Annotated in this window: 10 protein-coding genes and 1 riboswitch; of the genes, 4 read left to right on the forward strand and 6 right to left on the reverse strand. The window is 64.0% G+C overall.

Annotated elements, in window-relative coordinates; translation table 11 throughout:
* Positions 1-75: 75 nt before the first annotated feature.
* Positions 76-1,806, forward strand: coding sequence for a gamma-glutamyltransferase (gene ggt / locus PSUB009319_RS10110; protein WP_185453440.1), 1,731 nt, complete (start codon positions 76-78; stop codon positions 1,804-1,806).
* A 75-nt stretch (positions 1,807-1,881) separates the two neighbouring features.
* Here ggt and PSUB009319_RS10115 read toward each other — a convergent pair whose 3' ends face one another.
* The 5 genes from PSUB009319_RS10115 to PSUB009319_RS10135 all read right to left on the reverse strand — a co-directional run bounded on the left by PSUB009319_RS10115 (position 1,882) and on the right by PSUB009319_RS10135 (position 7,520).
* Entirely contained in the window at positions 1,882-2,955 is a 1,074-nt protein-coding gene (locus PSUB009319_RS10115) for a 4-hydroxyphenylpyruvate dioxygenase family protein (protein ID WP_124382092.1), read from the reverse strand.
* Between the two features lie 81 nt (positions 2,956-3,036).
* Positions 3,037-4,227 carry an MFS transporter gene (locus PSUB009319_RS10120; RefSeq protein ID WP_124382093.1) on the reverse strand — a complete coding sequence of 397 codons (1,191 nt, stop codon included), beginning with the start codon at positions 4,225-4,227 and terminating at the stop codon, positions 3,037-3,039.
* 4 nt (positions 4,228-4,231) lie between these two features.
* A complete protein-coding gene (locus tag PSUB009319_RS10125; RefSeq protein WP_124382094.1) occupies positions 4,232-5,065 on the reverse strand; it encodes a shikimate dehydrogenase in 834 nt (277 codons plus the stop codon).
* A gap of 19 nt (positions 5,066-5,084) precedes the next feature.
* A complete protein-coding gene (locus tag PSUB009319_RS10130; RefSeq protein ID WP_124382095.1) occupies positions 5,085-6,467 on the reverse strand; it encodes an MFS transporter in 1,383 nt (460 codons plus the stop codon).
* Between the two features lie 285 nt (positions 6,468-6,752).
* On the reverse strand, positions 6,753-7,520 hold the full coding sequence (locus PSUB009319_RS10135) for an IclR family transcriptional regulator C-terminal domain-containing protein (RefSeq protein WP_124382096.1): 768 nt from the start codon (positions 7,518-7,520) through the stop codon (positions 6,753-6,755).
* 131 nt (positions 7,521-7,651) lie between these two features.
* On the opposite strand from PSUB009319_RS10135, the gene PSUB009319_RS10140 reads away from it, so the two are divergent.
* Together PSUB009319_RS10140 and PSUB009319_RS10145 are read left to right on the forward strand one after the other, a co-directional pair.
* Complete coding sequence (locus PSUB009319_RS10140) at positions 7,652-9,535, forward strand: bifunctional sugar phosphate isomerase/epimerase/4-hydroxyphenylpyruvate dioxygenase family protein (RefSeq protein ID WP_124382097.1); 1,884 nt, start codon at positions 7,652-7,654, stop codon at positions 9,533-9,535.
* A gap of 124 nt (positions 9,536-9,659) precedes the next feature.
* Positions 9,660-10,724, forward strand: coding sequence for a porin (locus PSUB009319_RS10145; protein ID WP_124382098.1), 1,065 nt, complete (start codon positions 9,660-9,662; stop codon positions 10,722-10,724).
* A gap of 70 nt (positions 10,725-10,794) precedes the next feature.
* Here the strand turns inward: PSUB009319_RS10145 and PSUB009319_RS10150 are convergent, their stop codons facing one another.
* A complete protein-coding gene (locus PSUB009319_RS10150) occupies positions 10,795-12,048 on the reverse strand; it encodes a D-amino acid dehydrogenase (RefSeq protein ID WP_124382099.1) in 1,254 nt (417 codons plus the stop codon).
* Between the two features lie 146 nt (positions 12,049-12,194).
* Positions 12,195-12,298: riboswitch (glycine riboswitch) on the reverse strand.
* A gap of 193 nt (positions 12,299-12,491) precedes the next feature.
* On the opposite strand from PSUB009319_RS10150, the gene chrA reads away from it, so the two are divergent.
* A complete protein-coding gene (gene chrA / locus PSUB009319_RS10155; RefSeq protein ID WP_124382188.1) occupies positions 12,492-13,739 on the forward strand; it encodes a chromate efflux transporter in 1,248 nt (415 codons plus the stop codon).
* Positions 13,740-13,741: the final 2 nt, after the last annotated feature.

Consider the following 13,741-nt stretch of genomic DNA (forward strand, 5'->3'; position numbering starts at 1 on the left):
CGCCTGATAAGGTTCGCGCGCCATAACACGTACGCTGGCACGACCGGCGTCCATGAGGGTATCAAAGGAGCTCCTATGCAGAATCCAAGAACAGGCATGCGGTGGATCGCCGCTGCAATCGCATCGATCAGCATCACGACCGTCGCACACGCGGCATCCGTCGCACCCGTGGCCGCAGAGAACGGCATGGTCGTCGCGGCACAGCATCTTGCAGCCAAGGTTGGTGTAGACGTGCTCAAGCGCGGCGGCAATGCGGTGGACGCTGCAGTGGCCGTGGGCTACGCGCTGGCGGTGGTTTATCCGGCTGCCGGCAACCTGGGCGGCGGCGGTTTCATGACCATCCAATTGGCCGATGGCCGCAAGACCTTCCTCGACTTCCGTGAAGTCGCGCCGAAGGGTGCCACCGCCAACATGTATCTCGACAAGGACGGCAACGTCATCAAGGGCGCGTCCACCAAGGGCCATCTGGCCGTGGGCGTGCCGGGCACCGTGTCGGGCATGGAATATGCGCGCCAGAAATACGGCACCATGCAACGCGCTGCGTTGATCGCGCCCGCCATCACGCTGGCCGACAAGGGCTTCGTGCTCGACCAGGGCGATGTCGACATGCTGCACACCTCCACCAAGGATTTCCAGGAAGACGCTGCCTCGGGCGCGGTCTTCCTCAACAAAGGCCAGCCGTTCCAGGTGGGTGAGAAGCTGGTGCAGCACGATCTGGCCAAGACGCTGCGCGAGATCAGCAACAAGGGCACCGACGGCTTCTACAAGGGCTGGGTCGGGCAGGCCATTGCTGCATCCAGCAAGGCCGGTGGTGGCCTGATTACGCAGGAAGACCTGGTCGGCTACAAGACGCGCGAGCTGGCGCCGGTCGAGTGTGATTACCGCGGCTACCACGTGGTTTCTGCACCGCCCCCGAGTTCGGGCGGCGTGATCATCTGCGAAATGCTCAACATCCTGGAGGGCTATCCGCTCAAGGAGCTGGGCTGGCATTCCGCGCAGGCCACGCACTATCAGATCGAAGCCATGCGCCACGCCTATGTGGACCGCAACAGCTACCTGGGCGACCCGGACTTCGTGAAGAACCCGCTGGACCGCCTGCTGAGCAAAGACTACGCGGCCAAGATCCGCGCCGTGATCGACCCGAAGAAAGCCGGTGTGTCGAAAGACATCAAGCCCGGCGTCGAGCCGCATGAAGGCAGCAACACGACGCACTACTCGATTGCTGACAAGTTCGGCAACGCGGTGTCTGTCACGTACACGCTTAACGACTGGTTTGGTGCGAAGGTCACGGCCGCCAAGACGGGCGTGATCCTGAACGATGAGATGGATGACTTCACCGCCAAGGTTGGCGTGCCCAACCTGTACGGTCTGGTGCAGGGCGAGGCCAATTCGATCGCCCCGGGCAAGCGTCCGTTGTCGTCGATGAGCCCGACCATCGTCACCAAGGACGGCAAGCCCGTTATGGTGGTGGGCACGCCGGGTGGCAGCCGCATCATCACGGCCGTCATGCTGACCATGATCAACGCCATCGATTACGGCATGAACGTGCAGGAAGCCGTCGACATGCCGCGCTTCCACCAGCAATGGCTGCCGGACGTGACCAACGTCGAGCCGTATGCGTTGTCGGAAGATACGCGCAAGATCCTGACGTCGATGGGCCACAACCTGGGTGCGCCGCAGCCGGCCAACCACCTGGCAGCCATCATCGTTGGTGCGCCGTCGCTGGGCGGCAAGCCGATCGGCAACAACCGCTTCTACGGCGCGAATGATCCGCGTCGGAACACGGGCCTGGCAGCTGGCTATTGATTGACATTGAAGCACCCGCTGTATGAAAAAACCCGCCGAGTTTCGGCGGGTTTTTTCTTGGTGACGTTTTGCGGGTTAGGCCGCCGCCGTCAATACCGGCAGATTGCCCTCGCCGAAGCCGTGGTGCCCGCGCCGCTGCACGATCTCGAAAAAGATCTCGCCTGGGTGCCGCTTGACGAAGGTTTGCAGGAACAGCTTGGGCACGCCGTTGACGATCTCGCCGTCGATCAGGATGCCGTACTGGCGCAATGCGCCCAGATCCAATCCGTGACCGGGCAGGCGTGCGTCGACGGTGTCGTAGTAGTGTGCCGGGGGCTCGACAAAGGTGAGGCCGTTGGCGGCCAATGCGGCGGCTGTGCGCAGGATGTCGTCGGTGGCCAGCGCGATGTGCTGCACGCCTTCGCCGGGATGGTCGGGCAGATAAGCGTGCATCAGGTGGGCGCGGTGCGTGCCTTCTTCATACAGCGGAATGCGGATCATGCCGCACGAAGACACCATCACGCGGGAATCCCCTGCGACGTGCCAGTTGGCGTGCAGCTCATGGATTTCGCTAAAGCCGAGCTGGTTGCGGTAGAAATCGATCCAGTCTTGCAGGCGGCCGGGGCCGACGGTCTGCGTCAGGTGATCAACCCGCGCCAGCCCGACGCCGGTGTGGTGCCAGTCTTCGTGCGCGGTGGCGGCGTCCAGCGGGCGGAAGTCGATGTCGTAGATAGAGATGTCGCCCAAGCCGCCTTTGGCGCCGTGCTTGCCGCGCCAGCGGTCGACAAAGTACAGGTGCGTATCGCCCACGCCCTGAATGGCGGGAATTACCAGTTCTGCCGGCCCGATCGGCTCGGCTTCGGCCGGCCAGGCGCCCAGCTCGACGGCGCGGTCGTAAGCGCGCTGGGCATCGTCGACGCGGATGCCGATGGCGCAGATACCCACGCCATATTCCTCGGCCCAGCGGTGCGCGAACGAGTCCGCTTCAGCATTGACGAGGAAGTTCATGTCGCCTTGCCGGTACAGCGTGACATCTTTGCTCACGTGCCGCGCGATGGCCTTGAACCCGAGCGATGCGAACACCTGGCCGAGCGCGGCTGGCGCTTGTGTGGCGAACTCGATGAACTCCAAGCCGGCGGTCTTGAATGGCAGGTCGGCGTTGCGGCTCATGGTGAAACTCCTGTGGCGGAAGCAAAGAATGAGGACTCCGCATTGTGTACCACGCGCGTGGCAATGCGTAGCCAACAGTCGCTATGCGGCAGCGCCTTGCGGATTCGCCTGATTCTGCAACTTCGGCAGCCAGAGGAAGGCGATGGACGCCAGTACTGCGCCGGCCATCATCATCGGCACCACCATGGGCCAGGCGCCGAGGCTGTGCGATGCGTCATCGAAGGCGGCCGCAGTCTGCCCCAGGCAGAAGGCGGCCAGCATCATGATGAAGCCCGACCATGACACCGCGCGCCCTGCAAGATGCGGTAACTCGCCCACCGCACCCGCCTGGCCACAGGGCTGATGAATGCCGTGGCCCATGCAATAGACGCCGTGCCCGAGCAGCAGCGGCCATGCTTGACCAGGAAGAAGCCAGCAGCCCAGCCCCTGGATGCTGGCGCCGAGCAGGCTGAGCGTTGCACCTTGCTGGACCGTCCGTACGAGGCTTTGGCGACGCAGCAGGCGCCTGCAGCCAGTCGTGCTCACGATGTAGACGAGCGAACCGCCGGCCGGGATCCAGCCATAAAGCTCCGGCGACAGGCCAAGGTAAGCGATATAGACCATCGGCGAGAGCAGCAGGAAGCAGAAGATGCCCGCGTAGGTCGTGGCCGCCAGCAGCCCCCAGACGCGAAAATCCGCGCTGGCAAAAATTTCACGCACGCCGCCTGCCTGGGCGTGCGTTTCCTGGCGGGTCTCGGCAAATCCGTACCAGCACATCGCCCATAGCACGAGCGCATAGAAGCTCATGCCGGCGAGCACCCAGCGCCAACCGGCATGTTGCGCGACAAAGGCGCCAAGAATCGGCGCCATCAACGCTACGAAGCCAAGGCCCGTGAGGCCGCGCGCCATGACGTGTGGGCCGTCGCGCGCAGGGTGCAGATCGCGCACGGCAGCACGTGCGCACACCAGGATGGCGGCCATCGAGAAACCCTGCAGGGCGCGCGCTGCCGTCAGCATGGGGGCCGTCGCCGCCAGGGCACCGGCCAGCGCCGCAATGGCATAGCACGCCAGCCCGATCAGCAGCACCTGCCGGCGGCCAAAGCGATCGGCCAGGCTGCCCATCGGCAGTTGCCCAATGCCAAAGGCCAGCGCGAAGACCGTGAGGCTCGTGCTGGCCGAGCCCAACGCTTGGGCAATGGCAGGCAGAGCGGGAAGGTAGCTGTCAGTCGCAACCGGTTGGGCCGATAGCAACAGCGGCAGCAGCAGGGCAAAGCTCAGTGGGCGACGTGTCATCGGCTCAATACGCGATGGCTGCGCTGCGCCGCAGTTCGTCTGCGGTGGCGGTGCCAAAGCCGAAGAACTCCAGATACGCAGGAATCATTTCGAACAGCATGTCGGTGCCGACCTGGACGCCGCAGCCCTTGTCGAGCGCCGCGCGCAGCAGCGGCGTGTACTCGGCTTTCATGACCACCTCGCCAACGAAGCAGCCGGGCGCGATGCGAGCCACGTCAAAGGGCAGCGGATCGTCTTCTTTCATACCCACCGGCGTGGCGTTGACGACCACATCAAAGCCGTCCGGATCATTCGAGCCGGTGCGCACCACCAACGTTGGATAGTGCTCCCGCAGGCGCTGGGCCAGCGACTCTGCCGATGCCGCGCGGGTGTCGTACAGCGCCAGTTCACCCACGCCAGCCGCCGCCAGCGACGCTGCGATGGCCGAGCCGACACCGCCGGCACCCGAGAGCAGCACGCGCGCGCCCTCAAGCTGACGCCCCTTGCGCAGCACGCCGCGCACGAAGCCGGCACCGTCAAACTGGTCGCCAAGCAACGTGCCGTCTTCGCGCTTGAGCACCGCATTGCACGCACCGGCAATACGCACGGCGGGCGTCACCTCGTCCACCAAGTCCACCGTCGTGACCTTGTGCGGCATGGTGATCAGCGCGCCGCGCAGGTTGGTGAAGCGCAAGATCGATTCGAAGCTCTGCGCGTAGTCCTCCGCCTTGACCCCCATGGGCACCACAACGGCGTCGATGCCTTTTTTCTCGAACCAGGGGTTGTAGATCATCGGCGACTTGAACGTCTCGGTGGGGTAGCCGATGTGGGCGATGAGGGTGGTTTTTCCAGAAATCATGGTTCAGCAGATACGTGTTTCAGGCGGCCAAGGCTCCGGCCCGCTGGCGGGCATATTCGACCTTGTCGACGGGTTGGGCGGCGGGCTGGCCCAGGTCGTCCATGTGGATGCGGTAGGTCTCGCGGGCGCTCATGGCTGCCACGGCGGCAACGATGGTCACACCGAAGGCGATGGCGCCCACGGTCAGCCAGATGTTGGCGGCACCTGGGGGCGCCACGGCGGTGAAGAGTGCCGGCAGCATGGCGGTGATGGCGGTGCCGACGTTTTGCGAGATCGCCATCGCCGAGACACGGGTGCGCGTCGGGAACAGCTCCGGATAGAAACTCGGGAACACCGCGTTGTAGCCCTGATAGACCACGCCCCACATCAGGATCGACATGGCGAACGCAAGCGGCACGTTTTTGATGCTGATGGCGTACAGGTAGGCAAACGCAAGCACCCCAGCGAGCAGCGAGCCGAGCACGATCGGCGGCTTGCGGCCAATGCGGTCAGACAGATCGCCGACATACGGAATCACCAGCACCGCGACGATGTTGCCCACCACCGGAATCCACAGGTAGATGTCTTTGGCAAAGCCGATGCCGTAAGCCGGCTGCACCGCGTAGGCCGCGCCAAAGATGGTCGCTACCACGGGAATCACGTTCATCAGCGCCATGCAGACCACGCGCAGCATGTCGGGCGTGCTGTACTTAAAGGCATCGATGACTGGTGAGCGGGGGCGGCCCTGTTGTTGCTCAGCGGTAAATGCGGGCGTCTCATGCACCTCGCGGCGGATGACATAGCCCGCGATGATGACAACGAAGCTCAGCAGGAACGGAATGCGCCAGCCCCAGGCGTTGAACTGGTCAGCAGGCATGTAGTGCGCGAGCGGCAGAAACACGGCGGCCGCCAGAATCTGCCCCGCCTGCACGCCTTGCAGCGTAAAGCTCGCGTAGAAGCCGCGCCGGCCAAACGGTGCGTGCTCCAGGATCATCGAACTGGCGCCGGAAATTTCACCGGCCACGGCAAAGCCCTGGATCAGACGCATGATGACCAGCAGCGTCGGCGCCCACAGGCCAACCTGGTCGTAAGTCGGCAGCAGGCCCACGCCGATGGTCGAAAAGCCCATCAGGAACATGCACCACAGCAGTACGTTCTTGCGCCCGTGCGTGTCGCCAAGGTGGCCCAGCACGAAGGCGCCAATCGGCCGCGCCACATAGCCCACGCCGTAGGTGGCCAGCGAAGCGATGATGGCCGTCTTCGGATCGCCCTTGGGAAAGAAGATTTGCGGGAAGATCAGCGCCGCTGCGGTGGCGTAGATGAAGAAGTCGTAGTACTCGAGCGCCGAGCCGATCCAGCCGCTGGCGGCGGCTTTCTTCGACTGGTGCTTGCCCAGGGGCTCGTGGGCAGGGGCTGCTGTCATGGTGGTCTCCGGTTTTATCTGTGCGGCCCGTCTTCCGATGAAAGGCCGTCTCTACACGCACCGCAGCGTAGTCCGCTGTAGCGGTGGGGCACAAGCGAAGAACGCCTGAGAATGATCGATGATCGCACGGACTTGTGCGAAAAACGCACGGCACAAGGGTTTTTCCGGGGGCGCTGTCCTGGCGGCGCGGCTACAACGGTCTGGGTGCTATGCGCCTGCTGCTTCACCATCATCGTGGGCCTGATGGCGCTGCGCCTGCCTCGCCGTAAATTCAATGCGCGGTGTCTACAGCACCCGCATGATCGACAGCGCGGTGTCCTGCAAGACCTGCAACACGCGCTGCAGCGCACGTTCGGTGGTCTCTTCACCCACCTGCATGTTCACGCTCAGCGCGGCAATAACGTTGCCATGGCGATCGCGCAGCGGCACCGCCACGCCGCGCACACCGATCTGCAATTGCTGCTCGACCACGGCATAGTCCTGCCGGCTGGCCATGCGGATTTCATCGAGCAGCCGTTCGCGCTGCAGAATCGTGTAAGGCGTATAGGGCGTCAGCACGCAGGTTTCCAGCCATGCCTGGACAGTCTGCTCGGGCAGCGCAGCCAGCATCATCACCCCTGCTGATGCGAGCGGCGCCGGCACGCGCGCACCGAGCACGAAACCCGTGCTCATGACGCGGCTCGTGCTGGTGCGCGAGATGAATACCAGTTCCCACTTGTCGAGCACGCTGAGGTAGGCCACTTCGCCAACGGCGGCCGTCACCTGTTGCAGGAACGGCTGCACCGTGCGCGGCAGGCGCGCCGAATCGAAGTACGACCAGCCCACCTTCAGCACGCGCGGCGTCAGGCTGAACAGCGTGCCTTCGCTGCTGAGGTAGCCGAGGTGCTCCAGCGTCAGCAGGTAGCGGCGCGCGGCTGTGCGGGTGAGGCCGGTCAGCTCTGCCGCCTGCGTGGGGGTCAGCCGCGGGTGGTCATGGTCGAACGCCTCCAGGATGGCGAGCCCTTTCTCCAGCCCGGCAATCCAATCGCGCCGGTCGAGCGGTTCTTTCTTCATGGCGATAACCCTAAAAACGAGCGATATGTGCGCGCGATTGTACGATCATCGCACGCTGTTGCGCGAATGACGCTTGTGGATGCATGGCTTGCGCACCTACGCTGCGAGCATCGTCAGATCAACGCATCGCCATGAATTCGCTCCGCGCAGGGCGCCGTCCCAAATGCATTGCCACCGTGTGCCTGTCCGGCACGCTGCCTGAAAAGCTGGAAGCGGCGGCCGCTGCCGGTTTTGACGGCATTGAGATTTTCGAAAACGACCTGCTGAACTTTGACGGCTCGCCGGCCCGTGTGCGCCAGATGGCGGCGGACCTTGGGCTGGCGATCATGCTGTACCAGCCGTTCCGCGATTTCGAGGCAATGCCGCACGAACTGTTTGCGCGAAACCTGGCGCGCGCCGAGCGCAAGTTCGACGTGATGGCCGAGTTGGGCGTAGAGACGGTGCTGGTATGCAGCAACGTGCAAGACATCGCCGTCGACGACCCGGCGCGTGCGGCAGGCGATCTGCGTCTGATGGCAGAAGCAGCGGCCCGGCGCGGGCTGCGCGTGGGCTATGAAGCGCTGGCCTGGGGCCGGCACACGCGGACCTGGCGCCAGGCGTGGCAGATCGTGCAACAGGCCGACCATCCGGCGTTCGGGCTGATTCTCGACAGTTTCCATACGCTGTCGCTGGGCGACACGCTGGATGGCATCCGCGACGTGCCAGCAGACAAGCTCTTCTTCGTGCAGTTTGCGGATGCGCCCAAGCTGTCGATGGATGTGCTGTCTTGGAGCCGGCATCATCGTAACTTCCCAGGGCAGGGGGATCTGCCGGTGACGGACTTTGCGCGCGAGTTGCTTGCCGCTGGCTATGCCGGGCCGTTGTCACTGGAGGTCTTTAACGACGAATTCCGTTCCGCTCCCGCGCGGTTGACCGCGCTCGACGGCATGCGTTCGCTGCTCTGGCTGGAGTCGGAAGCCGGTGGCGCTGAACTACCGGCGCCGGCGCAATTTGAAGGCGTGGATTTCCTTGAGTTTGCGGTGGATGCCGTAGCAGGGCGAGAGCTGCAAACGCGCCTGCGCGCGCTGGGTTTTGCCTTTGCGGGGCACCACCGTTCCAAGGCTGTCGATTTGTATCGGCAGGGCCGCGTCAACGTGATCCTGAACATGGAGCAAGACAGCGCGGCGTCTGAACATTTTGAATTGCATGGGCCGTCTGTCTGCGCGATCGGCCTCAAGGTGGACGATGCCGAACGTGCGATGGCACGTGCACGTGCGTTATGCGGCCAGGAGTGGCGTGGGCCAGTCGGGCCGGCCGAACGCAGCATTCCTGCGCTGCGCGCGCCGGATGGCACATTGCTGTATCTGATCGATGACCGCCAGGCCGATCGCAGCATCTATGAGAGCGATTTCGTTCTGCAACCTGGCGTGCAAGCCGGCACAGCAGGATTGGCATCGATTGACCACGTTGCGCAGGCGCTGCCCGCGCATCGGCTCGACAGTTTCGTGCTGTTCTACCGCGCCATCTTCGGCATGCAGGCCGAGGCCGTGCAGGAGATTGCCGACCCCTACGGCCTTGTCAAAAGCCGTGCGATGGTGAGCCCAGACCGCAACGTGCGGATTCCGCTCAACGTGTCGGAAAGCGGGCGTACGGCAACCGGCCGGTTCATTGCCGCCTATGCGGGCTCGGGTGTGCACCATATTGCCTTTCGCTCCGATCGGCTGTTCGAAACCATCGAAGCCATCGACCGCGTTTCGGCGCATATGCAGCACGTGCCCGAGAACTACTACGGCGACGTCGCCGCCCGGCTGGGGCTGGATGACACGCTGCTCACACGTCTGCACGACGACGGGTTGCTTTATGACCGCGACCCGCACGGCGATTTTCTGCACACCTATACCGAGCCCTTCCGCGAGCGCTTTTTCTTCGAGCTTGTCCAGCGCAACGGCTACGTGGGCTATGGCGCAGCAAACGCCGCCGTGCGCATGGCCGTGCAAGCGCAACTGAGCCGGCCAGACACCAACCCGGGCGGCTGAACTCACGCCACAATTTGCACCCCCATGGCCAGTGCAGTCGTGGGCGGTTTTTACGTAGCAACGGCCGCGCGGGCGGCCATCGCACATCCACACCCGCCATATCGAAAAAGGAGACAAGGGAGCCATGAACAAAACCGTGATCGCCGCACTGGTGCTAGGTGCCACGAGCCTGCCGGTGGCAGCGCAAACTGCCGGCGGCGTCACCCTCTATGGGTTGATCGACACGACCATCCGCTACAGCACGCACGAGAACGCCGCAGGCAACCACAACCTGCAGATGACTGACGGCGTGCTGACCGGCAGCCGCTGGGGCCTGCGCGGCACCGAAGACCTGGGCGGCGGCACCAAGGCGATGTTCATTCTGGAATCGGGCTTCTCGCCGGACACCGGTGCCAGCCAGCAGGGCGGGCGCCTGTTCGGGCGCACAGCCGTGGTCGGCCTGGAGAGTGACTACGGCAAGCTCTATCTTGGCCGCCAGTACACGCTGGCGCACGAGATTCTGTCTTCGTACGAGGCGATGGCGTTTGCCAACAATTCCATCGTCGGCTACCAGGGCGGCAACTACACGGGCCTGCGCTACGACAACACGGTCAAATACATCAAGTCGTTCGGTGGTCTGCAACTTGCCGGTGCATGGACCTTTGGGGAAGCCGCCGGCAGCTTCAGCAAGAGTTCGGCTGGCGCAGGGTCGATCGTCTACAGCATGGGGTCGGCTGAAGTGGGCGCGGTGTACCAGGTCACGCACGATGTGTCCTCGGCGTTCTTTGGCGCCGTGCCAGCAGCGCTGGCCAGCAAGCAGACGGTGTGGGGCTTTGGCGGCAAGCTGGAGACCGCCATCGCAACGTGGTACCTGGGCTACACAAACAGCCGCCTCGACGTAGCCGACTACAAGAACCAGGCCGCCTACGCAGGCGCCAAGGTGCCGCTATCCGGCGCACTGAGCCTTATCGGCACCGTGCAGTACGACTGGATGAAGCACCTTGATGCCAGCGGCAAGCGCCTCACCACCGCCGGCATGCTCGACTACGCCTTCAGCAAGCGCACGGATGTGTATGCCGAAATTGACTACACGCACTTGCAAGGCGCGTGGGTTGCACTGAACAGCGCTGCCGCCTTCAGCAATTCAGGCAACACGTATGGCAATAACTCGCGGTTGGGTGTGATGCTGGGCGTGCGACACAAGTTCTGAAGGCCGGCCCCGCCCGCGCCACGGAAAAGCCCGCCAGAAGTCTCGGCGGGCTTTTTTTCCTTTGCTGCGATCAATGCAACGGGCAATCGCGCGCGATCACGTCGCCGATCATCGCGGCGGTGGCACCGGACAGCGTCCAGCCCAAATGCCCGTGGCCCGTGTTGTAGAACACGCGTGCATGCCGGCCCCGGCCGACGCGCGGCATCATGTCGGGCATCATCGGGCGCAAGCCGGCCCATGGCACCACACGTGAAGTGCCGATCGCAAAGTTGCGGCGCGTCCAGGCCACCAAGGGTTCGATGCGATCCGCGCGGATATCGCGGTTGTAGCCGTTGAACTCGGCCGTGCCCGCCACGCGGAAGCGGCCTTCGCCCAGGCGGCTCGTCACGATCTTGGCGCTTTCATCCAGCAGGCTGACCCACGGCGCGCCCTGCACGCTGGCTTCGTCGTCCAGGTGCACGGTGATCGAGTAGCCCTTGACCGGATACACGTTGATGCGGTCCCCCACCATTTGCGCGACATGCCGGCTGCCCACGCCCGCGCACACGACCAGCGCATCGGCGGTGAGGTCTTGCACGACATTCGCCGCGCTGGCGGAAAGGCGGTCGTCCAACGTGGTTTGCAGCAGAAGCCGAACGCCGCTTCCGGTGATCTCCACATCACGCACGTCCACGCCTTGCATGAAGCGTACGCCGCGCTTTTCGCATGCCTGCGCAAGGCCGCGGGTGAATTTGTGGATGTCGCCCGTCGCATCGGATTCGGTGAAGTAGCCGCCGTAGTAGGTGCCGCGCAGCGTCGGCTCGATGGTGGCGATGTCTTGGGGGCTCACCGCGTGACGCTCAAGCCCGCCAGCGACGAGCAGGGCGTTGGCTTTGCCCGCTGCGGTAAAGCTCGCCTTGTCGTGATAGACGTGCAGGATGCCGCGTCGCTGCAGGTCGAAATCGATCTGCTCGCGTTCGGCCATCGCAAACAGGTGCTTGCGCGCCTCGATGGCCATGCGTGTGGTTTCGATCGTGTTGCGGCGGTAGTGCGCGATGCTGGCCACGAACTCGCCAATCCACGCGTACTTGTGCCACGACGGCTTGGGGTTGAGCAGCAGCGGGGCATCGTTGCGCAGCATCCATTTGATGCCCTTGAGCAGCGTGCCGGTGCTGTTCCAAACCTCGGCGTTGCTGGCGGAGAGCTGTCCGCCGTTGGCAAACGACGTTTCCATGGCCGGATACAGATGCCGGTCGAGCACCGTGACCTGATAGCCGAGTTGCGAGAGCGTGTAAGCGGTGGTGACGCCGGATATACCGGCGCCGACGATGACGATGTGCGTCATGGCAGTCCCTACGGAGTGGCGGTATGACCGGACGATCCGGTCGGCTCACCCCATCTGTCTCGGGACCTGAGAGCTTGGGCATCAGCAGTGCTGGCGCCTTCCCCTTCGGTGGGCGTGCGCGCGGCACGCCTCTCTCCAGATTCGCAGTCGACGCCACAGTCCTTTTGCCTGAGAGTTTCCGGGGTGGTTGCTCCATCGGCGCCGGGCGTTGCGCGTGTGCGTTGGGCCCGGTCTCTCCTGCGGCGTGTTGCAGCTGTCGTTGGTGCGTCAGCCGCGCCTGCGTACTGCCCAGGTGGGCAGCGGGACCGAGTGTGTCACGAGTTGTGACGTTCGGCAAGTCGGGCGATTGTGAATGCCAGATCCCTTGATCGGCATGGTCAGGGCATACTGCGCTCTGCATCGCTTCGCATCAGGCGGAGCGCATGGGCGCAATCTTTGAATTCATGGAAACAGGCATGTCCTCCTCGCGCCCCACGCGCGCCTTTAAACGAGCGATTGAGCCCCTTGAGGTTCTCGCGGTCTTTCTTAAGCTCGGGCTGACATCGTTCGGCGGGCCAATCGCCCATATTGGCTATTTCCGGCGTGAGTTCGTTGAACGCAGACACTGGCTGGACGATGCCACCTTCACCGATCTCGTCGCCCTGTGCCAGTTCCTGCCGGGGCCGGCCAGCAGCCAGGTCGGCTTCTCAATTGGTCTGCTGCGCGCAGGCTGGCTTGGCGGACTGGCGGCATGGCTTGGCTTTACGCTGCCCTCGGTCTTGCTGCTGATTGCGTTTGCCATGGCCACACCGGCGCTGGATGCCCCCATTGGTGCCGGATTGATTCACGGGCTGAAACTGGTTGCCGTTGCTGTTGTCGCGCAAGCGGTGTGGGACATGGCGCGGCGGCTCTGCCCGGATCATCGCCGCGCGGGTATCGCGCTGGCGGTGATGGGCCTGCTGGCTCTGGTGACTTCCGTCTACGCGCAGCTCATGGCCATTGTGTTGGGTGCCGCACTGGGTCTGGTGCTATGTCGCAATCTGCCAGGATCCGCAGAGACCGATACCGTTGCGCATGGCAACGCGTTCCATGTTTCCCGCAGCACCGGCGCGATTGCACTGGCGCTGTTCTGCGCCTTGCTGTTTGGTTTGCCGGCGCTGGCGCAAGCGCGCTTCAGTGATGCCGCGTACGTGTTCGATGCGTTCTACCGTTCTGGCGCACTTGTGTTTGGCGGCGGCCACGTTGTTCTTCCGCTTCTGCAGGATCAGACCGTCGTGACAGGGTGGGTGACATCCAACGATTTTCTCGCCGGGTACGGTGCGGCACAGGCCGTTCCGGGGCCGCTGTTCACGTTTGCCGCGTTTCTTGGCTGGATAAAGGCCGGCGTACCCAATCATCTGGCAGGGGCGCTGCTTGCCACGACCGGCATCTTCCTTCCCGGCCTGCTGCTCGTGATTGCGGCGTTGCCTTACTGGCAGGCGCTGCGTGCGCAGTGCTCCATGGCTGCGCTGCTGGCTGGGGTGAATGCAGCAGTCGTGGGCTTGCTGGCAACGGCACTGTACGCGCCGGTCTGGACCAGCGCTGTTCGCTCGCCGCTTGACTTTGCGGTGGCGGCCACCGGGTTCCTCTTGCTTGCGCGGTGGAAATTTCCGCCACTTGCCGTTGTGGTGTTCTGCGCCGTTTTGGGCATCGTTCAGGCGCATCTGCGCTAAGC

Origin of the sequence: Ralstonia sp. SET104 (assembly GCF_003851545.1) — a bacterium.
Classification (GTDB): Bacteria; Pseudomonadota; Gammaproteobacteria; order Burkholderiales; family Burkholderiaceae; genus Ralstonia.

Excerpts from the sequence above, each read along its gene's own strand:
- ggt (WP_185453440.1), top strand. The coding sequence starts at position 76 with ATGCAGAATCCAAGAACAGGCATGCGGTGGATCGCCGCTGCAATCGCA.
- PSUB009319_RS10115 (WP_124382092.1), bottom strand. The coding sequence starts at position 2,955 with ATGAGCCGCAACGCCGACCTGCCATTCAAGACCGCCGGCTTGGAGTTC.
- PSUB009319_RS10120 (WP_124382093.1), bottom strand. The coding sequence starts at position 4,227 with ATGACACGTCGCCCACTGAGCTTTGCCCTGCTGCTGCCGCTGTTGCTA.
- PSUB009319_RS10125 (WP_124382094.1), bottom strand. The coding sequence starts at position 5,065 with ATGATTTCTGGAAAAACCACCCTCATCGCCCACATCGGCTACCCCACC.
- PSUB009319_RS10130 (WP_124382095.1), bottom strand. The coding sequence starts at position 6,467 with ATGACAGCAGCCCCTGCCCACGAGCCCCTGGGCAAGCACCAGTCGAAG.
- PSUB009319_RS10135 (WP_124382096.1), bottom strand. The coding sequence starts at position 7,520 with ATGAAGAAAGAACCGCTCGACCGGCGCGATTGGATTGCCGGGCTGGAG.
- PSUB009319_RS10140 (WP_124382097.1), top strand. The coding sequence starts at position 7,652 with ATGAATTCGCTCCGCGCAGGGCGCCGTCCCAAATGCATTGCCACCGTG.
- PSUB009319_RS10145 (WP_124382098.1), top strand. The coding sequence starts at position 9,660 with ATGAACAAAACCGTGATCGCCGCACTGGTGCTAGGTGCCACGAGCCTG.
- PSUB009319_RS10150 (WP_124382099.1), bottom strand. The coding sequence starts at position 12,048 with ATGACGCACATCGTCATCGTCGGCGCCGGTATATCCGGCGTCACCACC.
- chrA (WP_124382188.1), top strand. The coding sequence starts at position 12,492 with ATGGAAACAGGCATGTCCTCCTCGCGCCCCACGCGCGCCTTTAAACGA.